Genomic DNA, 20,457 nt, shown 5'->3' with positions numbered 1-20,457 from the left:
CTGCATTCCGGGTCAGATTCGCCGCCACTCCGCCGACTAGCAGCGCTGGACTGGCGACTCCGCGGCCGACTTCCCAGGAGGAACTCCCATGCGCGTCTTCGGTGTACGACGAGATGAACCCGAAGCGGTGCCCGTGGCCGGCCCACGAACGGGAGCGGAGGAGGTCCGCGAACCTGGGCGAGGCAAGGGCTTGGGCGGAAGGACCCGCCGCGAGCGCAATGCTCCACGACATGGCCGCCGTGATAGCTGACGAGTTCGACTGGGCCGCAGATTGAAGGTGAAGACAATTCCCACTTCACCGCGAGCCGTTGTCACCATCTGCCTTTGCCCGGCGTCTTGTTACAAGGAATGGTCAACCGGGGCCGGGACGGCGGGAGGGTCACGTGGAGGCAACGAGGGACAATGCTGAAGCGAACGAGTTTGACCTGCTGTACGCCTCCGCTGCTGTAGGGATCCAGCGGCAGATGGTGATGCTGACCGGTGATGCCGCTGAGGCCGAGGACGTCACGGCGGAAGCGTTCGAACGGGCTTGGCTCAATTGGTCGACGGTGCGACGGTGCAGGTCCCCGGAAGCGTGGGTTCGAACGGTCGCCCGCCGCATCGCTGTGAGCCGGTGGCGACGGATGCGGAATTCATCGACAGCATGGCTACGCCGAGAATCCCGGCCGAGTCCACTTCCGGACGACGTGGACCGTTTCGCTCTGATCACCGCCCTCCAGTCACTTCCACGGGCGCAGCGGGTGGCGATCGTGTTGTTCCACTTCGCGGACCTGCCGGTGGCGCAAGTGGCCGAAGAAACCGGTGCGAGTGTGGCTGCAGTCAAGCAACAGCTTGTTCGTGGGCGCGCATCGATGGCCCTGTTGCTGGCCGACGGCTCAGCCACCGAAGGTGTCAGCGGAGTACCAGTGACGGGAGCTGAAGCATGAACGACGACCTGACACTGCGGATCCGCGCGGCCGGCAACAACACCACGGTGACTCCACCGCCTCCAGCTTTGGTACGGGCGAGCGCAGAGCGTCGACGGCGTAACCGGAGATGGGGCGGCGGCGTTCTAGTCGCAGTCATAGCGGTGCTGGCTGGCACGAGTGTGTTGGTCCAAGACCTCCGGCCACCGCAGACGGTCCCGCCCGTGGCCCCTCCGGCTTCTGCGGAGGTGCTGCCGCCGCGGACGTCGCCGGTCGAGCCTCTCCACTACGAACTGATGTTCATCCGCGACGAGAATGTGGTCTTGGTCCTGGAGTCGTCCGTGCCCAGCGACCGACCGCATGTGCGGCTCCAGGTCGCGCTCGAGACCGCGATCCCCCTCGAACATGGGCGTTGCCCTGAAGGCACCGGGAATTGCCGGACCGCGACACCGGAACAGCGGATGAACGACCTTGCCGCTGACCCAATGTTGACCCGCGACGATCTCGCCTACTTCGGCCAACTGTCCCCCTACGCTCCCCTGTGGAGAGCCCTGCCAGAGGGTGTCGCTGTGCCGACCTTGACGACGTGTTTCCCCGGCCCAGCCGGCCTTGGCGCAGCCAAGGCACACGTTGCAGGCTTCGTAGCTGACTCCAGGACCAGGCCCGTATCAGACGACTCCAAGGAAGCCCGGAAAATCCTTGGTCCGGGTTACTTGATCGAGACCGTTCTGCAGTTCGACGATCAAACCACCGCCGCGAACGCCTACCGCACCATCCGGCATCGAGCCCTCAGCTGCGACTACTCAGCAATTGAACCATTCGTGGATGGTGGGAGCCCTGACCCCAACTGGTCAGTCGACGAACACTTCATCGCGGACTTCGAGCCCCCAGCGTGACCTCACAAATCGGCGGTCGCAAGGTGATCGACGCGCACGCCAACTGCACCGACTTCGGCCCGGAGCGGGCCGCGACCCTGGCGGCGCTCTGCGGGCCAGCGGATCTGCAACACCTACGCGGGGGCGGCTTGGTCATCTCCGTGTACGAAGGACCCGGCCGACCCACAGTCCACCGCCCCGCGAGCGCTGATGGCGAGTCGGCGTCGAGGTTCGACCAGCCCCTACATGTCCAGGGCGAGAATCCAGCGGATTTGGCCACCCAGAACCTGAAGGTGGAACGTGCTCGCCGACCGGGACGGCCGCTGTCGTCCGATGCAGCCACCTGATCGCGGTTTGATGTGCCATGGGAGCCGTAGGATTTCTCGGCTTGTGCGGATGTTTAGATTGACGCGTTGTCCGTTGTGAACGGCGAGTTCGTGTGCAAAAGCAAAACTCGGTCGGCAGCTCGAGTTGGACATACAGGGATCACCAAGGTTCGGTCGACCGCGACTTGGATAGCAAACAATAATGCACCTTCCTACAGGCTTGCGTTGTTGGATTGACGGCCGCGACCCGCTGGAGGAGTATTGCCCTCTACCTGGCCCCAGGAGGAACCAATGACTCGCACGCCTCAGGAAGTCATCTCGGACCACCTCGCGTCCTTGGCCAAACGCGATGTCTCGCTGATTGTTCAGGACTACACTGATGATGCCATCCTGATCAGCCCGCAAGGCGCAGTGGAAGGATTGGCCGGTGTCGAGGCTTTCTACACTCAGGCTCTCGGAGGTCTTCCTGACCTCGACGTGACGGTTACCTCGAGCGTATTCGGTGGTGATGCCCTACTGGCGCGGTGGACAGCAAGAGCTTCAGCCGGCAAGGTCGATGACGGAGTAGACACATTTGTGTTCTCCGCCGGGAAGATCAGACTGCAAACGTCGTGGTTCACGATCGAACCGACGGCGTAGCGCCACCGCGTCAGAAACCGGTGCGACGCAACTATCGCCTCGCGATCATGACGTAATTCGGACCGCGGCTGACGACCACGTAGGTCGCAAACCTCGTCGGCAATTAGCACGGCAGTGAGAGCGCCGGAAGCCCTCGTGCTGAAAGGCTTCGCCGGGATTTCGAGCTCTATGTCGACAGCGCAGCGTGGCGTGTTACCCGATCACTCCCAGGCCAGCAGCACGCCTTCTCACCCGGAACCCACGGCACATCCACGACACGGACCTCGTCGGGCGGTGCGAGGGCGCCGAGGATGCCGAAGTCGTCCTGCGCCTGCCGCCTGCGTCCGCGCCGTCGGGTGCGTCGGTGAACAGGTACACCCGGTCGGCGACGATGCCCTCGTCCTGGCGCTGCGGGCCGGCGGCGTGCCCGCCGAGCTCGACCCGCCCGGAGTTGCGGGTACACACGGCGAGCAGGTGACGCAACTTGGGGAAGTTGCCGTGCCGCGCGGCGAGTGCGCCGGGTGGGTACTCGGCGTAGGTGTCCTTTGCGAAGCCGCACCAGCGCCAGCGAAGTGACCCCCCGTCATCGCCGTGGGTGAACCCGCCGCGTTGCGCTCGGGCACGTACCGACCTGTGGCGTGCCGGTTCACCGCGGCCGCAACCCGCTCCGACACGTTCCACCCGGCGTAGGGGCGAGCCGACCGCCGCGGGGCCGCGACTTTCGATTTCCTGGTGTCCACCGGCACCGGTCCCCGCCGACCGGTCGGGTTCGCGATGTTGCTGGACGGGTGCGGGTTGATCGGCGCGGTGACCGCCGCTCTAAGGCGAGCGACAGCCGCTGTCGGACTCTCTGTTACTCCTGGGCTGGCGGTCAAGGCTGGCGTAACACCCTGTTGCCCGTAGCCCGCGTCGAGACGTGACAGACGGACGGCGGCGTCCCGGGCGTCGCCGTTGCGTGAGGCGGCGGGTCGCTCGGTGTGCCGCACGGGGCACGAGTGCCGGGCGGCGTCCGGGTAGAACCGGCCGCACCTCGGGCAGCGAGCGATGGCCGCCCGCCCGGTGCCCTTCACCAGTTGGTTGTACGTGCCGCGGGGGCTGGTCGACTGTGCGACGGCGCTGTGCACCTCCGGCGGAACCTGGTAGCCGTACAGCCGGCCAGCGCCCATCGCGACCGCCATGGTGCCGGTGGCCTTGTCATAGCCGTCGCCCAGCCTGCGACGGTGCGGCCCGCAGCGTCCCGCGCCGACACCGGCACGTCGAACGTGCCACCGGTGTCTTTCTCGAACGCCTTGATCGACGTCGCCGACGGCATCCGCAGCGTGAAGCCACCGACCCTGGATGCCGTACGCCATCCAGTGCGTCCGGCGGCGCACCGACAGCGACTGCCCTACAGTTCTTCTCGGTGTCCAGTCGTCCGGCAGTTGCGTGTACTCACCGACACGTCCCTGCCGGGTGCGGCCGCCGTACTCGGCGGTGAGGAAGTGTGCCCCCCAACACGACTCCCGGTCCACCGTGGACCGCGGGTCGGGACCGCCGCGGACCGCGACCGCCGGCACATAGTTACCTGACACCAGCGCCACCAGCCTGGCCCCGCCCCCGCTTGACGTCCTGCAGGGAAACCGCTGTGGCATCCGCGAGGCTGACGGGCGACTCGTCCTGACCGGCGGCGGCGAACCGTCCTCCGGTCGGTAACCCCTGCGGCACCCGCGGCTGAGTAGACGATCTCGCGGCGGTCATGCACGAGACGTGTGCGGGAAGCGAAAAGCTTGTCGGGTGAGGGCTCTGTCGGCGATGTCAATCAGGTCCCTGGTCGCGCCCGCGGACAAATTGGGATGTCGCGGAACGGCGCCCAGTCCGTCGCAGCCGCGATGGCTCCCGTCTGGAACCAATGGTGGTGAGCATTGCAACCGGCAGACCGGGGAGGAGTGCCGGCCACGGTGTATCGCCCACCGCTCCAGTGCGCCGCGGCGCAGTTCAGATGGTGCAACGCGCTCGCGTTGGAATCGGCATTCGCTGCTCTGGTGCCCGCAGGCCGATGGAGCGGGGTGACTGTCGCCAGATTCAACAACCGGGTGTGTTCGCCGTCGTAGGCGCGCCACCACAACGGCTGGAGCCCTGACGGGCGATCTCGCAGATCCGACCCGGAGTGGATTCCGAGCATGGGGTGCGATTGCTGGTGTCGAGAATCAGCACAAGTGACTGATCAGTCTTTGTTGTCAGTAGTGACTTGCGTACGGACTCGGCCGGGTAGATCTTTTCGCTAGCGATCAGATGACAGGCCGGAGGGTCAGATGCCGTTACCATCACCGTGTCGGGTCCGCGCAAAGCGTGACATCCGGAGATTCCGAACGACAGTTGTGAGGAAGGGGTCCTTGGGCACAGTGGTGGATGTGATCGTCCGACTCAATTCCTCCCGTTACACGGTCCAATTCAACCTCGAGAAAATCGCGGGAGCGACACTGACGGTCAGCGACCTGTCAGACGAGGATATAAGGGCGACAGATTCCGCCAATGTCGGCATGGTTGGCCGGTCCGCGCTGGTGGCACATTAAGAAGTCAAGTTTGTCTCGACCACGCCAATACCCAGCGTATTCGCCAGAGAGCGGCTGTGCCAGCTTGTCGTGGGGTCGGGCCGGAGGGAGAACAAGCATTGGCGTGCTGATCGGTTGTGCAACACCCCCTTCGACGCATCGCATTATCGGGCCGATGCGGACTGGATCGGGATGGCTAACCCGGGCTCCGTACCAGGAACCCCTGGTGACCGCGTGCGGCGTTAAGTATCCGTGCCCGGTGGTGTGCCGCGTCAGTCGCCATGAGGCCAGGTTTCGTACAGGTTGTCGGCGCCGAAGGTATCAGGATTGACGGCCCAGATTGTCGAGTCGGCTGAATTCGAGCACCTGAGTTGATCCCGGCAGGTCGGCTGTGCTGTAGCCGACTCGTTGGTGGCCCGTCCCGGCACTTCACCACTGGCACTTGCTGGTGATTGCCACAGGGCACGCCGCCCGGCAGAATGTGGGTCGTCTCGACACCTGTTGCCAGCTGAAGCGGGCCGGGTCACAGTCGATATGCCGCGGGAGGTCCCGTGCAGCTTCATCACTTGAAGACTTTCGTGGTGCTCGCTGAGGAGTTGAACTTCCGGCGCGCAGCGGATCGGCTGTGCATCACTGAGCCCGGACTGTCCGAACAACTGCGCCAGTTCGAGAGGCAACTCGGTTGCCGATTGTTCGATCGCGACAGGTCCGGTACGCGATTATCAGCCGCCGGATACCGCCTGCTACCGGTGGCGGTCGCCGCCGCTGGTGCGGTGGACGACCTTGTCGCGGCCGCCCGATCTAACGCATTCGTCGGATCGACGGCGGCTGGACATCGCCTTCGGGTTGGGATCGTGGTCGACGGCATCGGTAAACGGACCTGGTCGATCCTCGAGGCATTCAACAAACAGCGGCCGGATGTCGAAATCGATGTGCGGTCGCTACGTTTCGCTGAGGCTGCTGATGCGATAGACCGGGGAAAGGCAGATGTGGTGATGCAGATGGGTCCCTCCGGGGAATCGGACCTGCAACGCGTCGTCACGGTCGGACAGGACCCGATGTGTGCGATCCTGCCCGAGCGGGATTTGCTGGACAATGAGTTCGCGGAGTTAGAACTTGTCGCTCGAAGGATGACCTTTCAGACTCCGGCGGAATTGGGTTCGGAGTACTACAAGCACTGGACGTTGCAGACCTTCCGCGACGCGGCGCCGACCGGCAAGCTTTCGACTTTGCGCGATCCGCCCGCAAACGGAGATCTCACCGCAGTTGTCCATCGCTTCGCCCGTATAGGCGGGGTGGCCCTGTGGCCCATCGGTGTGCCCGTGCCGACCGGTCCGCCACGCTCCCGATGCGTACTGGTCCCCTTGGACCAGCCGTTCTCTTCGCCACGACAGGTGTTGTTCAACCGGAGCAATGATCACGCTGTCGCATTCGCCGAGCTGGTTGAGCGAAGCGCGTGATCTGCATGCAGCGGCGTGATGCCCCTGGGGGCTCCCGCCGCCTGAGCAACCTCGTTTCTCAGTGCAAACAATCACCGTCCGCGGCCAGATACTGGATCAGCCCGGCCTCGGCCAGGGAGGCCAGGTAGTCGTGTTCCTGCGCCGGCCGCAGGTAGATGACGCGGCCCTCGGGTCGTGGTCGCACCGTGAACGGCTCGTAATCGGTGTCGATCAGCACCAGCGGCACCCGCTCCCGCCAAACCGCTCCCGCGAAGGGACGCATTTTGTCGGCGAGCAGCGCGGTGAGGGCCCCTCGTCGGCGCAGGCCGCGTCGAAGTCGCCGTGCGCCGCGGCGGTCGCGAGCCTGGTCTCCTGGAGTTCGGTGGCGGTGGCGGTGGCGACCGCGGACTCGTACCGCCGCCACAGAGCCTCGTCGTGACCCGCGTCGTCGCCGGCGATCCGCTCGTACCGGGGGATCAACACCGCCAGCAGCTCGCCGGCGGTGTCCGCGCCGGTCACCCGGTCACCATGCACCAGCAGCAGCGGCCAAGGGGTGTCGTCCGACCGGGTCGGCAGCCGGGTCTCGGCGTCTGGTGTGGTGGCGATGGTGGCGGGCATGGTGGCGGGCATGGTGGCGGGCATGGTGGCGGGCATGGTGGGTCTCCTGTTCGTCGCGGTTGTCGGTGGTTCTGTGCACGAGCCGGCGAATCGGTGTCGGAACGCCGACTCCGCCATCGACCGAGGCGACCGCCTACAGCCACCATCGGGATACGACATCCGTGGCCGCAGGCCCCCGAGCGCCAAGCCGACCACTACAGCGATCACCACCATGGCCCCACCCTGCCCGTCACGGTGACGGCGAACCGCAGAACACCTGTGACGACGGCGAACGTGAGCATCACCAGCAGACCGATGCGAGCCCACACCGGTGCCGCGCCGAACCCATCGCGGACCGAATCGACCATCATCCGGACCGCACCCGGGTCGACCCAGTCGGTCAACCCGTCCCCGAGCAGCGTGGACACGGTCTGGACGTGTGCGGCGGCTGCTCCGCCACGTGGCGACGTCGGTTCCAGCAGTCCGACCCCGAACCGACGGCTTTCTGCGCCCGTCGCCGGAGAGGCTATTGCCGTCGCTTGATGGAGCAAACGGAGAGGTTGAATTGCGATCCAAGCGAAGCAACGCGGCCAGTGCTCAATTCGTCCAACAGCCTGCTTAACGAACGGCTCACCGGCTCGCGGGTTAATAGTGATCGGCAGCTCGACGCAATAGCGGGCGCCGAGCGTCATGGCGCCCTGAGTGTTCTCCAGTGGACGGTGCTGAGCCGCGCCGGTGCCGGCGACGGCCGGGTCGCCGAGGGGGTCATCACCTGGCGCGCTCCTTGACGTGGCCTCCCGCGCTCTCGCACGGTTGTAACCGCCGACGGCGGGGCCTTATCCGCGGTCACATGACAGCCGATAACTGGTCCGATGCGGGTGCGGCGATTCTCCGTAAGATCTATCCACGCCTGCCTCTACCGTGAGCTGTGTGCCGCTGACCGGCGGCGACACGATCCGGGACGGGGCGCACTGCTGGCGGACGGCATGCCGGAAGGGTTCGTGATGGTGACGCTGCCGCCGCGGCTGGCGAAGTACCTGCGCCGGGACGCCGGTCGAGTCTCTTGATCTTCCGAGGGTGCCGAACCGATCCCGGTTTGACGTGCCTCCATGGTGGAAACGGATCCACTGAGCGCCATTGACGGATGACCCACCGAGCGCTTCCAACGAAACGAGCACTGGGGTGGCACGACGATAGGGGATGCCATGACGACGATCATGCGAAGCATTCGCGGGGTAGCGGTCACGGCGGCAATCGCCGGTGTATTCCTCACCGCTTGTAGCAGCGAAACCGGCAACACCGGGTCGGAATCCGCCGCTTCCTTGACCGCCGGTGAGAGCAGTGAAGCACCCGCGACCTCAACGGTTGGCGGCAACAACGCACCGGCCACCGGTACCAACCTATCGCCGGCTTCGGGAACCACCAGCACGTCAGGGACTTCAGGCCCCGGCGGGACAACCGGTTCGGCGGGCGACGTGGTGGCCACGGCCGGTCTGGTGAGCCCGGCAGGTGCCCCGATCGGCACCGTCGAATTCTCGGTCAATGGCACGGTCGTCACTGTGACCGCCAACGTCGAGGGGCTGCCAGCCGGGTTCAAGGGCTTCCATATTCATGCGATTGGAAAGTGCGAGCCGAACAGCGCCAATCCGACCGATGCCAGCAAGGTTGGTGACTTCCTATCTGCCGGTGGGCATCTTGGCGCAGCCGGCGCCGACCACCCCGGCCATCAGGGTGATCTGACTTCGCTGCAGGTCCGCCAGGACGGTTCGGCCCAGCTGACTACCACCACGGACGCATTTGATGTCGATGCCCTCCTGGACGCCGATGGCAGCGCGGTCATGGTGCATGCCGGGCCGGATAATTTCGGCAACGTTCCGACTCGGTATGCACCGAGCGGCCCGGATGCGGACACTCAGGCGACTGGTGATTCCGGCGGGCGTGCGGCCTGCGGGGTGATCACGGCGGTCAGCGGTTGAGGAGACGGCGCCATCACCGCGGGCGTTGCCATGGGGCGGTCGGCAGGATCGCCGAGGATCGCGGTTGGCGGGCTCCGTTCTACACGGTCTTTCGGCGGGTCATCGTGGGTCTGGACCGCGGCCTTGTGGCGTTGGCGGGTCCGGCCCGGACGCCTATCGGGACCGCTACGAGCAAAGAAGGCATGAGATGTCGGCATTGCCGCTGTGCCGCAGCGGATAACCACCCGTCTACGTCGGCGATAGGTAGTGTGTACCGACAATCGCTCGCCACCGTCGGTGCGTACTCGGCTCAATTACTCTCTGATGGTGCCGAGCGCCGCTGTTACAGATTGAGCAATGGCCTGGCCTCGTGACTGGCTCCGACAAACGCGCCGTCGTCTACCCTGCGGCCGTGGTCCTGAGAACGCCGTCATCGCTTAGACTTCAGATATTGTTTGGACGACCCTAGTCGTCGGCGGACAGGCTCATCGTGATCACAAAGCTCTCTCCGATCACGCGACGTCCGTCGAAGACGGGGTCTTCGTCAAGTGTGGCCAGTACACGCGGGTCCTTCATAGCGGCCGCAATGCCTCGATCGCGAGCATCCCGTGACGGCCACTCCGTGACCGTCACGACGACCGACTCAGAATCTGAAGCGCCTGCTACGCGCGCAAGCCCGAGTAGTTCGCCTGGGTCGTATGAGACTCCATCGGCATGAAAGTCGCCTTGGCTGACAGAAGTGCCCGCCTGCCAGTAGTCGACGACCCTGTCTGCCCCGTGATTGCGATAAACATCGGCCATGCGTTTTGAAAGTGCCAGGTAAGCGGCCTTGCGGTCGCGGGAAACTGGAACGATGGTGATGTCGGCGAACCTCATTTGCTGGCCTTCGTCGTATGCTCTCGCGGCGACGCACGGTTGCCGCCCTGGTGCATTCATGATACCAAGCTGCATTTTATCGCTCCATCATGATAGCCGTGACGTGATCGGCCGTCACTATTCACTGTCACAGTTGTCGCGTCGACAGACCAGTCGTCAGATACGCCCTACGTCGGCACCGCTGGGTGTGTCGTGGGTCGCGGTAAATGGCCCGGGTTGATCGAAATAATTGGCGCTGTACCGTCTTGCCGATCCTTCTGAGAAACCCGACGACCTGCAGTGATGCCCACGGCCGCTTGCCTCACCCCGCGTACCGCAGGCCGTCGCGCAGGTCGCCGACCTCGGCGGCGGGCACCATCGGTCTCAGGGTCCGGAATTGTCGTCGTTCTTCCCGAGAACCCATTGCGGCGTTAGCTCCGGGGTCAGTCCGGACAGCGGTACGCCGTCACGCATCCGCCAACCGTACCGGCGCACCTCGCCTCGCGCGGTCCCGAAGAGGTCCCAACCGTGACTCCGGGCGAGTGGTGGACTCGAACACACGTTCGATCCACTGCGTTATGTGTCTAACGACATGAACGCGGAACGACCGCCCGCGATCCCGGTCCGGCCGGGCGGCGACCCAGCGCAGGTGACGGTCCGGTTGGTGCAGCTGGACGGCACCGAGGTACGGCTGCCGGGACGGTCCGTCCGGTACGCCGGCGACACGCATGTAATGGTCGCGGTCGGGTTGCCGGTCGAGTACTTCTGGCTGCGCGCCGACGACGTCGAGCCCCGAACCGAGCAGGGGTAACCGACGACGCGCGTCTCGCTACGGCGACTTCGTGGGGGCGTCGCTGCCGAGGTTGTCATAGACCTGAGACCGGGAAGTGGTTCGTGGCCCCCTCAAGGGGTTGGACGGGACTCAGTCCCAGTGATCCGCTCGACCAACTCGTCGCGGTAGGCCTGAGCGTCCTGCAGTTCCGGTTGGGAACCGTCGGTGCGTTTGAGCGCGCCTTCGAGGATCCTCAGCGCTTGCTGTTCGTCGCCTTTCGCGTCCGCCAGCCGTGCCGCGTTCTCCATGGCTTTCGCGAGCTTGGTGCGTGCCTCGGGTTCCTGGGCGGACTTGTTGACCCGAATCCAGTTGCCACCCGGATCGACGACGGTGAACCCGGCCTACCGGTCGTTGCGCACCGGAGGCCTCGTCATGCGGGGAATGCCGGAGATGAGCAGCTTCCCGTGCACATTGCGCATCGCCGCCGCGAACGCTTCGAACAAGGGCCCGGTGTCCTGCACGATAATTAGGCAGGAGCTGTGCGACTGCTCCGGAACGTGGGCATCCATCCTGTACAAGTGCAGGTTGATGTACTGGCGCTGCACGGCGATATATGGGTTCGGCCGCGTCTGCCGACAGTTGACCGAGAAGCCGAGCATCTCGTAGAAGGACGCGATTTGGTCGATGTCCCGACAGGGCAGGAGCGGAATCGTCAATTCGTTCGCCACCGCCCGAGATCAAGCCCGGACCAACCGCAACGACACGGAGCTATTTTGCTCACGCGACAGGAGAACGAGCGTCCCGCTACAACAACGCCGACACTTGGTTCTCGCGGGCCCGCGCCCTCAGTTTTCGGCACAGTTGGGTACGGGCGCGTCACCGAGTCCCGTGCGACCAGGCGGATGCCAGCGACTGAGGTGCCCGATGAATGTCCGTCGGTTTGGCCACGGCGAGCGGCTGCAGCACGGTCACCAGTGGTGGCCGCAGTATTGATGCGGATGAACAGCGGGTGGGATGCGGCGTTCAGGCCATTGCCGGAATTGGATCTGGCGCCGGTCAGGACGGCCACCAGCGCGCTCAACGGGGTCACAATCCGCGCCGAATTGACGATTGATCATTACAAGCGGCACCGGCGACACCTGCTCGGTGCCCTCGCTCCCGCGCATCTCGGGTGCCGCTTCGGTGACCGCACCGGCGAGGGGCATCGACTTCCAGATCGTGTGGCCCTACCACCCTCGCGATTGGTGCAAGTGCGGCCCCAGAAGCGTTGCAGTGTCGAGCGGTCCGGCCCTCGGCACGGAGCCGGCCAAGCCGGACCAGAACACCAAGCAAACCACAGGTCCCTCAGCGCTGCAGCGAGATCGCCGCCGGCGGTGATCTTCTTGACCGGGTCGCGGCAACAGTCGGCGTTCGCCGCCGTAGGTCATGGAGGAGTGACTCAGGTTGCTGACAGCGAATGTACGAGTCTTGTCATATGTCTTGACGGCGTCACCCCTAATTCGCGTTGGACAAGCCCGCGATAGCGTAAGTAGTGCTTGACAGCGCATGCCGCGTTGCCCTCCGCAATATAGACTTCGACGACCGTTCGATGGGCGCTCTCCCGCAGTGGATCCACGTCCACCGCCGCCAAGGCGGCCTCCAATGCGGGCAAGTGCCTTTCGACAGCAATCAGGCGCTGAGCGAGTGTTTCAAGTCCATGTACTCTGACCTGGTCCCAACACTCTCTACTGGGTCCAAGCCAGCCCTCCGTCCACTCTGGAAGTAGTTTTTGCGTGAAGCCAGTCATTAGGCGGACTTGATCCTCCCGCGCAACTTCTCGTGGTGAATAAGCCGGATCCACTATGCGTCGAGCACTTTCTGTCATGATGTGATAATCGACAACAGCGTCCGGGGAAAGCTGGAGCATTGGCCCGTTTCGTTCTACTAGCTCAACGCCGTCCGACCCTCGGGCCAGCCAAAGTGCCGATCGCAGATTCGCCGATGCGCTGCTTCGCTTGCTATCGGGCCACAGGTACTCGCTGACCGCCGTGCGGTGCACTGCGTGGGCGTTGTTTATCGCCAGGAATGCAATGAGCCGCTGCGCTGCCAATGGAAGGCGCAACGGTTCATTGAATTCCACTACCGCAAAACGTCCTAACAGATCTACTTCCACCTCGACACCCAAAGTCCCCACCCCCACGTGGCCGTCACCTTGCGTCCGCTCAACGGACACGGTGCAACAGACATCCTCCGCCCACCGCGTTGTGAGAACACCGCCGAACAGTGGGCATCGCGTCGACCGATCGGGTGCAGAGTGCCGTCGGAAACCAGAACCGGTGTTCGTCAAACATCATCCGCCTGTCTGAGGTGCGTCTGAAGTGCGTCAGCGGCCCTCGGCGGGGCCCACGTAGTGAACGACCTAAGTCACCTGTCTGTGACACAGCACTAACGAAACCACCACGGTCTCGACGCGTTCCCGCGACACCGGCTGCGGGATCGTCATCCAGCAGCGCCGTAGGAAGGTCCAAAACCTGGCCTCCAACGGCGGTTAAACCCCTTCGCCCGAGCCTAAAAGGCAGTCGCGTCCGGTTCGAGCGAGTACATCGGGTCCGTGGGGACAGTCACGCGTCGACCGTGACGGTCCTTCAGGACTTAGCCCACTACCGAGGAGTGACAAGTGCCCGAGCAGAAACGGATCGTCGGCCGGGGCTTCAAGCAAAGGTTCAACCTAATGCAAGCAGCGGAGCCCACCAATGAAACTATGCAATTGGAGGCCGCTTGGTCTACTGACAGCGACCCAGACGCCCTAGACAGGCTTCTCTCTGGACTGGGCGAGGCCTATGTCGTTGACGGGAGGGTCAGGTGGGATGCTCCCAACGGACTCGCTCCGGTCTTCACCGACTACTTGCAAAGCTCGGTGCGGGAACTGAACGGCCGTTTAGATGCAGGCATCCTGGCAATTGACGGTGCCGGCAATATCGTGCCGCGCACCTCTTTCTAGGCACTAGGGATGGGAGACACGAATGGCTGATGTAAGTACTCGATGGTGGGGAGTTATTGTTTCGCTAAATCGAGAGGAGGCGTGTTTCGCTGCATCCGGTAGTGCTGCTGGTGAGGCGCTGCTGAATGCAATTCCTGCTCCATGGGGCCAGCTTGTGCTGCTTGCTGTCAAGCTACACAAGTGGTGGATAGGTGCAAACATGGGCAGTGAGGGAGTGGACCTGCACTTTAATTGGGGTGGCTTCTTGCATTACGTCGGTAGGCGAGGTGACCCAGAGCCATGCGGAGGGGTCGGCGTGCCTGGAGTCGGAGATCGCTCGTTGAGCCGCGTCCAATGGTCTCGTTAGAAGCGAGCAGTGCCCTAATCCCCGCTTAGGAGGTCAGACCGTGGCGTATGAGGGTCAGATTGCAGCCGTGCAATCAGCCGGCGCTGTTCGTATCCTGAATTGTGTCCCGTCAGCTCAGCCGGAGGAAGACTGGGGTCTTCGCGCCGCGCAATCATCCGGCCTAGCATTGGCTGATGCGCCTGTGCCAACTTCGAAGGACCTTCGGGACGACAGTTGGTGGCATATCAGTGATCAGGGAGCTACCGGCTCCTGTGTTGGATGGGCTGTAGCTGACTCGATTCTACGGTGGCACTGCGTGCAGAGCGGGTACCTGAGTCGACAGGACCAGACGCTGTCTCCGCGGTTTATTTGGATGGCGTCTAAAGAGATTGATGAGTTCACCACCGAGCCATCCACTTTCATCGAACAGGCGGGCACGTCGCTGAAGGCTGCTTTGGACGTCGCTCGTCGCTACGGCGCCGTCCGCGAGTCGGTCTTGCCGTTCGCGTCGAGCCAGCTATACACCGAGCCGGTCAACACCTTCTACGCGTTGGCTACCCAGCTAAAGATAGCTGCTTATTTCAACTTGGGGCGCAATCTCCAGGATTGGAAGGCGTGGCTTGCAAATAACGGTCCAATCCTTGTTCGACTAAGTGTGGACCGAACGTGGGATATGGCCACTCAAAATGGGGGCAGGTTGGATGTCTACAAAACTGAAACCGCTCGGGGCGGGCATGCCGTCGCCCTGGTTGGGTACACCCCGGACACCGTCATTGTTAGGAATAGCTGGGGCGTGGGGTGGGGAGCAAACGGCTATGCGCACGCCTCCCTTACATATGCATCGGCCGCCTTCACGGAAGCGTATGGGATCTCCTTGGTAGGGGGTGGACAACCACGAGAGCCAGACCCAGCCAAGCCGCGGCGAAGTGCGGTGTGGCATCGGTAATTTGCGGTCCGTACTGAACCAATTCATGCAATGCGTATGTCCAAGGAGAAGGTAATGTCAGTGATCGTGGACAAGTGGCTTACGGTCGGTGAGTGGCAGAACGATATTGACACCAATATCGAGCTTATGAATGGGGACTGGATGGATTACAGCTCAGGGCAGTATCTGGGCTGGTGTGTGGTTCACAGGCAATAATACCGCTCGAGGTTGGGAAGGGTGGACCGCTGGGAATGATAAGCCGCTGCCGGGGTCCCCGCCGTTCTGCTTGCTGGGGCGAACGAACGAGGACGGCTATTTCTACGTTGGTGATGGCCTCCGGCGCACCTACCAAAATAGCTCCCTAGGCCCAGGAAGGACGCGGCTGTACCTGCGGATCAATGACAACCAGCCTGGCAACGGGTCCGGAGCGTTCAACGTTCACTTAATGGTATGGCGTAACCCGACAGCTGTCGTGTCGTTGGTACCTGCTGGGACAACGCAAGAGGAAACGCTATTCCGTGGAGAACAGGCGCAATCCAGCGCGCCTGCTGCCAGCGGATCCTGGGCGAGATAGCAACTCACCACGGGTGCCTCACTTGAGGCACCCGTGTTCGAGTCGTCGGCCGCGATATCGGATCAGCGCACAAATCATCCGTGTCCGCCGTTGGGATTGCGTTGTCGCCTGGGACTGTGAGGACGCCTCCGGTGGGCATCGGCGGGATCCGTGCTGAGGTCGTGACGACAGGCAGCCGGTGGCGGCAGGCCGTGGTCGAGGCTGCCGACTCCGGGTGCTGGCGTGCATCGCGGCCATCTTGGTGACCGACACGACCTCCAGGTACAGCGCAGGCGCAGGGACGCGTCGACGGTCGCGGCGTCGTAGCGGCGGATCAGGTCCAGCAGCCGGTAGACGGCGCGCATCCGGGCCACGGCAGTTGGTCGTCGAGCAGCTGGAACACGTAGATGCCGATCTGGCTATCGTTATCGTCCGCGCTGCGCCGGTCGCGAGGGGAAGCGGAAGGCAACGTCACCATGAACCTAATGGGGCCACAGCAGGATTGACGACATGTGTCAGTCTGCTGTCCGAGCCGCTGGCGGGACTTCCTGGCGGCAGAGTTCGTCAGCCACAACACCGTCGACGTCGGGGTGCTTGGCCAGGACGAGTACGGCCGATCTGTGCTGGGTTACCGGGCGGCGTTCCCTGACTTGCAGACGACGTTGGAGGACGTTTCCACCGTGGGGGACAGGGTCGCGGTCCGGGGAGTGGATCGGGGACACACCGGGGGGAGTTCATGGGTCGACCTGCGACGGGTCGTGCCGTGGTGTCGACATGGATCGAGATCTTCCGTCTTGAATCGGGCAAGGCCATGGAAGGCTGGCTCGAGACGGACCAGCGGCGACTGCTCGACCAGATCTCCTGAGACCCCGCTCAGGTGTCAGCCGCTCAGCGCGGCGGTCGACAACCCGACCCCCTTTGAGGCTTCGCGTCCCGGGCCGGTCGATCAGCCACCCTTGGGACGTGGATCTTGTCGGTGCTGCCGCGTCGGAGGAGGGTGAAGGTCTGACCGGAGTTCCGACACCCCTGGAGGCCGCGCGATGGAAACAACGCTCGACGAGATCGGCCCGGACATCTACCGGATTTCGACTTACATTCCGGAAGCGGATTTCATGTTCAACCAGTTCCTGGTCAACGCGGAGGAGCCGCTGCTGTTCCACACCGGCTTGCGTTCCCTGTTCCCGATGGTGTCGGCAGCGGTCGCGAAGGTCGTGCCGGTTGACCGGCTCCGGTGGATCACCTTCGGTCACGTCGAAGCGGACGAGTGCGGTTCCATGAATTCCTGGCTCCTGGCAGCACCGCACGCCCAGGTCGCTCACGGGGCATTGGGCTGTGAGGTTTCCGTGAACGACCTGGCCGACCGCCGACCGCGCGCGCTGCGCGATGGGGAGGTCATCGACCTGGGTGGCAAGCGGGTCCGTCGCATCGAAACGCCCCACGTCCCGCACGGTTGGGACGCCGGCCTGCTCTACGAAGAGACGACCGGCACCCTCTTCTGTGGTGACCTTTTCACCGCCGTCGGCGCCGGTCCCGCGCTGACAGAGCACGACATCACCGGCCCGGCATTGAGCGCCGAAGACCTGTTCGGCGCGACCTGCCTGACCCCATCGACCGGGACGACAATTCGATCGCTCGCGCTGTTACAACCGTCAACGCTCGGAGTCATGCACGGACCTTCCTACGCCGGCGACTGCGTCCAGGCCCTGCACGATCTCGCCTCGGCCTACGACGATCGGCTGGCCGTCGAAGGCGCACGCCTGGCCGTGCCCCGCACGCCCGGACCGCTCCATCCGGACTAACGGATCGGGCCGCGGCGCCGTGCTGTTATCCGATGGTGGATTGGGGGCCGAACCAGCCCAGCTGCAGCGCTTGGCCCAGGTCGTCGCGGTCGGCGCTGTGTTCCACGAGTTGTCCGTCGGCGATGCGGAACCAATGGGTTTGGGACGTGGCGAAGCTGAGCCCGGTGGGCGGGAACGTCTGGGCCACGTCCCCGTCGGGGGTGAAGGTCGTGAAGGGGCCGGTCTGCCGGCCGGTCATCGTGGTCCGGGCGACCACCCGGTCGCCTTCGGCGACGACGGTGTGGATCGTCCAGCGCAGGTCCGCGTAGGCCGAGTGCAGCCAGTCGTAGGTCGCGCGGGCCCCGGCCACGCCGGGTTGGCGGGCGGCGGGTGGTTCCATCACCGCTTCGTCGTTGTGCATGGTGGGCGCGATGATCGCCGATGCTTCTGCGTCGTCCCAGTTCTCCATCAGCCGGAAGTCTCTGATCGCGAGGTCGTGGGCGATGTCGCTTTGTGTTGATGTCTCGGGCATGGGGAGCTCCTCACTGGGATCACGCGAATCGGGTTGGTTGGGTCATTCGGCGTACAGGCGGATCTCGATGCCGTCGGGGTCGCGCAGCCCGATGAGCACGGACCCGCCGTTGTGCCCGGTGACGACACCGCCGTGCGGCTGGTCCAGCTCGTCCAGGCGTTGCCGCCAGGCGGTCACCTCGTCGCGGGTGGGCACCAAGATTGCGATCGGGTCGAAGCCGGACCAGGCAGCGACCCGGTCCGGGTCGCGGCGCAGCGCCAGGCACACGGTCCCGGTCGGGTCGAGGATCGCGACGCCCATCAGGACGCCGTCCTCGACGAACTCGATGTCGACCCTGAAACCCAGCACCCGCTGATACCAGTCCCGGCTGGCGGCCACGTCGGACACCGGCAGCTTGACGTGGTGAAACCCGCGCATCGTGGGCATCGGCGATCCGTTCGCTGTAGTGACGCTCTAAAGCTAGACTCTAACCAATGAGCGATCCTGTCAAGGGCAATGTCCGGTCCGGTGCCGGCGGTCGTGGCCGGCAAGCCCGGGCGACGCGTCGCCGGATCGTTGACGCCGGGGCCGCTCTGTTCATCGCGAACGGGTACGCCGCAACAACGTTGGAGCAGATCGCCGACCGCGCGGGGGTCTCGGTGCAGACGGTGTACTTCCATTTCGGCAACAAACGGACCGTGCTCAAGCAGGCGGTGGACATTGCCGCCGTCGGCGACGACGAACCCGTCGCTGTTCTTGACCGGCCGTGGTTGGAACAGGCCCGGACCGAGACGGACCCGGAACGGGTGATCGCGCTCTGGGCACGTCATGGCCGGGAGATCTTCAGCCGGATCGCACCGATCATGCGGGTCGTCCGCGATGCCGCAGGCGCCGACCACGAGGTCGCCGCTCAATGGCAGGCCAACGAGCAGGAACGCATCACCGCCTTCGGCGTGCTCGCCCGGATGCTGGCCGACCGGGACGGGCTGAAACCCGCACTCACAGTGGGCGAGGCCACCGACATCATCTTCGCCGTGCTCGGTATCGAGCTCTACCTGGTCTTCGCGTCCCGTGGCTGGACACCCGAACACTGGGAACGGTGGACGATCGCCACGCTCACCGCCACACTGCTGCGATGAGGGAAGCGGGTCCCTAACCGCGACCCGCCGATGGAGGGTCACCACGTCGGTGACTGTGGGGGCGTGACACCCAGGAGCCGGGCGATCCGGTGCCGGGGCCCACAAAGAGGCCACCTCCGCCGGCCGCAGCTTCACCTGTGGGTACGGAGATGCATTGTCCTACATCCGATCCGAACGGCAGGAACTCGAGGCGGACTACCAGAGCGCCCGCAAGTCGGGGGACACCAGCACCCTGCGGAACGCCCGTGACGAGTTCGATGAGGTCATCACCCGCCTGGAGAACGGGGAGCGGGTGCCGTTCCTGCGGCTGCTGCTGGGTAAGGGCGCCGACCCGCAACCGATGGATCGCCGGGAGCACAAACGCCGAGTGATCTACACGATGGCCGGGTTCACCTCCCCCGACCATCCGGAGAACCCCGAGCTGTGGACCGACAAGGACCGCAACGCCTCCGCGGCGATGCTGTCGGTGTTGTCCCGGATGCGGCGGGACAACCTGAGCGGCCGGATGAGTACCAACCCGATGACCGGCGAACCCGGGATTCCGCCCAGCGCATCGTTTGTCGACGAGGGCAACATGGTGACCGCCGATCCGGCCGGACGCGGATACCTGACCGTCAACTTGCGGCAGGGCCGGTCCCTCTACTCGGCCGTGTTCTTCATCGACCAACAGGCCCGCGGCATGCAGGCAATCGAAAGGCAAACCCGGTAGTTCCCGCACACTCTGCACAGGTAACTCCATCTCAGCGGCGTCCTCGGCGGTGACGCCGCGGCCGAGACTGAAGCAGCGCCTGTTTGGTTTGGGCCGACCGCTGGCATTTGCTGCAGTTGACGTTCTCACATCCCAGCGGGGACACCGAGGCGTCAACCCGCTGAGACGGCGCTGCCCGGCTTGACGGTCGGCGCGCAGTTCCAGTATCGAGAAACGGACCGCAAACCGGCATCGGCCAGGAGTGTGCACCTCGGTAGCTGCTCATTTTCATGTTGAAACGATGCCCTCAAGGTACGTCGCACTCCCAACCGCTGATCAGGTCGCGTTCATCCCCGTGGCAATTCCAGTCTTCGCAACGTCGAATTGCAGCTTCCCGGAGTCCCTTCCCGGCATTCAGATCATCTGCAGACTTGGTGCAACGACTCGCGCAGTTCCTCGGCGGTCAACGACCACCCGGGACCAACCAGCCCGGGCGGCAGGCGTTCGGACGACGATGGCACGGTGCCCGACACGATCACCCGTGGTGCGTCCGGATTGAGCTGAAGCGAGCATAATCCGCCCATGAATGCCGTTGGGCGACCGCGCGTTGTGATCCATGCGGCTGTTTCACTGGATGGGTCGACAGTCGGATTCCCGGTGGACATCGACCGTTTCTATTCCCTGG

At 64.3% G+C, this 20,457-nt stretch carries 24 protein-coding genes and 1 pseudogene; 15 read left to right on the top strand and 10 right to left on the bottom strand.

The window, feature by feature from the left end:
* Nucleotides 1-383: 383 nt before the first annotated feature.
* The 4 genes from ACVBEQ_RS26610 (at nucleotide 384) to ACVBEQ_RS26595 (ending at nucleotide 2,745) form a co-directional block, all read left to right on the top strand.
* Nucleotides 384-926: a sigma-70 family RNA polymerase sigma factor gene (locus tag ACVBEQ_RS26610; protein WP_447156425.1), complete on the top strand. Its 543-nt coding sequence runs from the start codon at nucleotides 384-386 to the stop codon at nucleotides 924-926.
* On the top strand, nucleotides 923-1,801 hold the full coding sequence (locus tag ACVBEQ_RS26605; protein WP_447156424.1) for a hypothetical protein: 879 nt from the start codon (nucleotides 923-925) through the stop codon (nucleotides 1,799-1,801). The genes ACVBEQ_RS26610 and ACVBEQ_RS26605 overlap by 4 nt, the downstream gene beginning before the upstream one ends.
* Complete coding sequence (locus ACVBEQ_RS26600) at nucleotides 1,798-2,127, top strand: hypothetical protein (RefSeq protein ID WP_447156423.1); 330 nt, start codon at nucleotides 1,798-1,800, stop codon at nucleotides 2,125-2,127. The genes ACVBEQ_RS26605 and ACVBEQ_RS26600 overlap by 4 nt, the downstream gene beginning before the upstream one ends.
* Nucleotides 2,128-2,397: 270 nt before the next feature.
* Entirely contained in the window at nucleotides 2,398-2,745 is a 348-nt protein-coding gene (locus ACVBEQ_RS26595; RefSeq protein ID WP_447156422.1) for a nuclear transport factor 2 family protein, read from the top strand.
* A 192-nt stretch (nucleotides 2,746-2,937) separates the two neighbouring features.
* Here the strand turns inward: ACVBEQ_RS26595 and ACVBEQ_RS26590 are convergent, their stop codons facing one another.
* On the bottom strand, nucleotides 2,938-3,405 hold the full coding sequence (locus ACVBEQ_RS26590; protein WP_447156421.1) for a hypothetical protein: 468 nt from the start codon (nucleotides 3,403-3,405) through the stop codon (nucleotides 2,938-2,940).
* A gap of 2,401 nt (nucleotides 3,406-5,806) precedes the next feature.
* Here ACVBEQ_RS26590 and ACVBEQ_RS26585 point away from each other — a divergent pair.
* Nucleotides 5,807-6,715: a LysR family transcriptional regulator gene (locus tag ACVBEQ_RS26585; protein ID WP_447156420.1), complete on the top strand. Its 909-nt coding sequence runs from the start codon at nucleotides 5,807-5,809 to the stop codon at nucleotides 6,713-6,715.
* Nucleotides 6,716-6,773: 58 nt separating this feature from the next.
* Here the strand turns inward: ACVBEQ_RS26585 and ACVBEQ_RS26580 are convergent, their stop codons facing one another.
* The 3 genes from ACVBEQ_RS26580 to ACVBEQ_RS26570 form a co-directional block, all read right to left on the bottom strand.
* A complete protein-coding gene (locus tag ACVBEQ_RS26580) occupies nucleotides 6,774-6,932 on the bottom strand; it encodes a hypothetical protein (protein ID WP_447156419.1) in 159 nt (52 codons plus the stop codon).
* Nucleotides 6,926-7,348: a hypothetical protein gene (locus ACVBEQ_RS26575; RefSeq protein WP_447156418.1), complete on the bottom strand. Its 423-nt coding sequence runs from the start codon at nucleotides 7,346-7,348 to the stop codon at nucleotides 6,926-6,928. Before ACVBEQ_RS26575 ends, ACVBEQ_RS26580 begins: the two co-directional genes overlap by 7 nt.
* Nucleotides 7,349-7,515: 167 nt before the next feature.
* The gene (locus ACVBEQ_RS26570) at nucleotides 7,516-7,719 is read right to left on the bottom strand and encodes a hypothetical protein (protein ID WP_447156417.1); all 204 of its coding nucleotides are present in this window, start codon (nucleotides 7,717-7,719) and stop codon (nucleotides 7,516-7,518) included.
* A gap of 114 nt (nucleotides 7,720-7,833) precedes the next feature.
* Between ACVBEQ_RS26570 and ACVBEQ_RS26565 the strand changes: the two genes are divergently transcribed.
* The 3 genes from ACVBEQ_RS26565 to ACVBEQ_RS26555 all read left to right on the top strand — a co-directional run bounded on the left by ACVBEQ_RS26565 (nucleotide 7,834) and on the right by ACVBEQ_RS26555 (nucleotide 9,267).
* Nucleotides 7,834-8,079 carry a hypothetical protein gene (locus ACVBEQ_RS26565; RefSeq protein ID WP_447156416.1) on the top strand — a complete coding sequence of 82 codons (246 nt, stop codon included), beginning with the start codon at nucleotides 7,834-7,836 and terminating at the stop codon, nucleotides 8,077-8,079.
* Between the two features lie 84 nt (nucleotides 8,080-8,163).
* Nucleotides 8,164-8,358 (top strand): hypothetical protein, encoded by a 195-nt coding sequence (locus tag ACVBEQ_RS26560; RefSeq protein ID WP_473163206.1) that lies wholly within the window; start codon nucleotides 8,164-8,166, stop codon nucleotides 8,356-8,358.
* A gap of 138 nt (nucleotides 8,359-8,496) precedes the next feature.
* Nucleotides 8,497-9,267 carry a superoxide dismutase family protein gene (locus ACVBEQ_RS26555; protein ID WP_447156415.1) on the top strand — a complete coding sequence of 257 codons (771 nt, stop codon included), beginning with the start codon at nucleotides 8,497-8,499 and terminating at the stop codon, nucleotides 9,265-9,267.
* A 444-nt stretch (nucleotides 9,268-9,711) separates the two neighbouring features.
* Here the strand turns inward: ACVBEQ_RS26555 and ACVBEQ_RS26550 are convergent, their stop codons facing one another.
* Nucleotides 9,712-10,197, bottom strand: a complete 486-nt coding sequence (locus tag ACVBEQ_RS26550; RefSeq protein ID WP_447156414.1) for a DUF1428 domain-containing protein — start codon at nucleotides 10,195-10,197, stop codon at nucleotides 9,712-9,714.
* A gap of 484 nt (nucleotides 10,198-10,681) precedes the next feature.
* On the opposite strand from ACVBEQ_RS26550, the gene ACVBEQ_RS26545 reads away from it, so the two are divergent.
* Complete coding sequence (locus ACVBEQ_RS26545) at nucleotides 10,682-10,912, top strand: hypothetical protein (protein WP_447156413.1); 231 nt, start codon at nucleotides 10,682-10,684, stop codon at nucleotides 10,910-10,912.
* Between the two features lie 92 nt (nucleotides 10,913-11,004).
* Here the strand turns inward: ACVBEQ_RS26545 and ACVBEQ_RS26540 are convergent, their stop codons facing one another.
* The 3 genes from ACVBEQ_RS26540 to ACVBEQ_RS26530 all read right to left on the bottom strand — a co-directional run bounded on the left by ACVBEQ_RS26540 (nucleotide 11,005) and on the right by ACVBEQ_RS26530 (nucleotide 13,052).
* Entirely contained in the window at nucleotides 11,005-11,181 is a 177-nt protein-coding gene (locus ACVBEQ_RS26540; protein ID WP_447156412.1) for a hypothetical protein, read from the bottom strand.
* Between the two features lie 93 nt (nucleotides 11,182-11,274).
* Nucleotides 11,275-11,601 (bottom strand): VOC family protein, encoded by a 327-nt coding sequence (locus ACVBEQ_RS26535; protein WP_447156411.1) that lies wholly within the window; start codon nucleotides 11,599-11,601, stop codon nucleotides 11,275-11,277.
* 710 nt (nucleotides 11,602-12,311) lie between these two features.
* Nucleotides 12,312-13,052: an AfsR/SARP family transcriptional regulator gene (locus ACVBEQ_RS26530; RefSeq protein WP_447156410.1), complete on the bottom strand. Its 741-nt coding sequence runs from the start codon at nucleotides 13,050-13,052 to the stop codon at nucleotides 12,312-12,314.
* Between the two features lie 477 nt (nucleotides 13,053-13,529).
* Here ACVBEQ_RS26530 and ACVBEQ_RS26525 point away from each other — a divergent pair, with 477 nt between their 5' ends.
* From ACVBEQ_RS26525 to ACVBEQ_RS26510, 4 genes and pseudogenes are all read left to right on the top strand, one after another.
* Nucleotides 13,530-13,853 (top strand): hypothetical protein, encoded by a 324-nt coding sequence (locus ACVBEQ_RS26525; protein WP_447156409.1) that lies wholly within the window; start codon nucleotides 13,530-13,532, stop codon nucleotides 13,851-13,853.
* A gap of 386 nt (nucleotides 13,854-14,239) precedes the next feature.
* Nucleotides 14,240-15,124, top strand: coding sequence for a C1 family peptidase (locus ACVBEQ_RS26520; protein WP_447156408.1), 885 nt, complete (start codon nucleotides 14,240-14,242; stop codon nucleotides 15,122-15,124).
* Nucleotides 15,125-16,168: 1,044 nt separating this feature from the next.
* A pseudogene (locus ACVBEQ_RS26515) lies at nucleotides 16,169-16,387 on the top strand (ester cyclase); the annotation flags it as partial.
* Between the two features lie 309 nt (nucleotides 16,388-16,696).
* Nucleotides 16,697-17,455: an oxygen-binding di-iron domain-containing protein gene (locus ACVBEQ_RS26510; RefSeq protein WP_447156407.1), complete on the top strand. Its 759-nt coding sequence runs from the start codon at nucleotides 16,697-16,699 to the stop codon at nucleotides 17,453-17,455.
* A gap of 25 nt (nucleotides 17,456-17,480) precedes the next feature.
* Here ACVBEQ_RS26510 and ACVBEQ_RS26505 read toward each other — a convergent pair whose 3' ends face one another.
* On the bottom strand, nucleotides 17,481-17,966 hold the full coding sequence (locus ACVBEQ_RS26505; RefSeq protein WP_447156406.1) for an ester cyclase: 486 nt from the start codon (nucleotides 17,964-17,966) through the stop codon (nucleotides 17,481-17,483).
* 42 nt (nucleotides 17,967-18,008) lie between these two features.
* Complete coding sequence (locus ACVBEQ_RS26500) at nucleotides 18,009-18,392, bottom strand: VOC family protein (protein ID WP_447156405.1); 384 nt, start codon at nucleotides 18,390-18,392, stop codon at nucleotides 18,009-18,011.
* A 47-nt stretch (nucleotides 18,393-18,439) separates the two neighbouring features.
* Between ACVBEQ_RS26500 and ACVBEQ_RS26495 the strand changes: the two genes are divergently transcribed.
* Both ACVBEQ_RS26495 and ACVBEQ_RS26490 read left to right on the top strand, forming a co-directional pair.
* On the top strand, nucleotides 18,440-19,084 hold the full coding sequence (locus ACVBEQ_RS26495; RefSeq protein ID WP_447156404.1) for a TetR/AcrR family transcriptional regulator: 645 nt from the start codon (nucleotides 18,440-18,442) through the stop codon (nucleotides 19,082-19,084).
* 154 nt (nucleotides 19,085-19,238) lie between these two features.
* Nucleotides 19,239-19,793 (top strand): hypothetical protein, encoded by a 555-nt coding sequence (locus ACVBEQ_RS26490; protein ID WP_447156403.1) that lies wholly within the window; start codon nucleotides 19,239-19,241, stop codon nucleotides 19,791-19,793.
* Nucleotides 19,794-20,457 lie beyond the last annotated feature (664 nt).

The sequence above is a fragment of the Nakamurella sp. GG22 genome (genome assembly GCF_052976845.2).
This window is presented reverse-complemented; position numbering and strand designations above follow the sequence as displayed.

Excerpts from the sequence above, each read along its gene's own strand:
- ACVBEQ_RS26605 (WP_447156424.1), top strand. The coding sequence starts at position 923 with ATGAACGACGACCTGACACTGCGGATCCGCGCGGCCGGCAACAACACC.
- ACVBEQ_RS26595 (WP_447156422.1), top strand. The coding sequence starts at position 2,398 with ATGACTCGCACGCCTCAGGAAGTCATCTCGGACCACCTCGCGTCCTTG.
- ACVBEQ_RS26575 (WP_447156418.1), bottom strand. The coding sequence starts at position 7,348 with ATGCCCGCCACCATGCCCGCCACCATGCCCGCCACCATGCCCGCCACC.
- ACVBEQ_RS26565 (WP_447156416.1), top strand. The coding sequence starts at position 7,834 with ATGGAGCAAACGGAGAGGTTGAATTGCGATCCAAGCGAAGCAACGCGG.
- ACVBEQ_RS26560 (WP_473163206.1), top strand. The coding sequence starts at position 8,164 with ATGCGGGTGCGGCGATTCTCCGTAAGATCTATCCACGCCTGCCTCTAC.
- ACVBEQ_RS26555 (WP_447156415.1), top strand. The coding sequence starts at position 8,497 with ATGACGACGATCATGCGAAGCATTCGCGGGGTAGCGGTCACGGCGGCA.
- ACVBEQ_RS26550 (WP_447156414.1), bottom strand. The coding sequence starts at position 10,197 with ATGCAGCTTGGTATCATGAATGCACCAGGGCGGCAACCGTGCGTCGCC.
- ACVBEQ_RS26540 (WP_447156412.1), bottom strand. The coding sequence starts at position 11,181 with ATGGAGAACGCGGCACGGCTGGCGGACGCGAAAGGCGACGAACAGCAA.
- ACVBEQ_RS26510 (WP_447156407.1), top strand. The coding sequence starts at position 16,697 with ATGGAAACAACGCTCGACGAGATCGGCCCGGACATCTACCGGATTTCG.
- ACVBEQ_RS26505 (WP_447156406.1), bottom strand. The coding sequence starts at position 17,966 with ATGCCCGAGACATCAACACAAAGCGACATCGCCCACGACCTCGCGATC.
- ACVBEQ_RS26500 (WP_447156405.1), bottom strand. The coding sequence starts at position 18,392 with ATGCCCACGATGCGCGGGTTTCACCACGTCAAGCTGCCGGTGTCCGAC.
- ACVBEQ_RS26495 (WP_447156404.1), top strand. The coding sequence starts at position 18,440 with ATGAGCGATCCTGTCAAGGGCAATGTCCGGTCCGGTGCCGGCGGTCGT.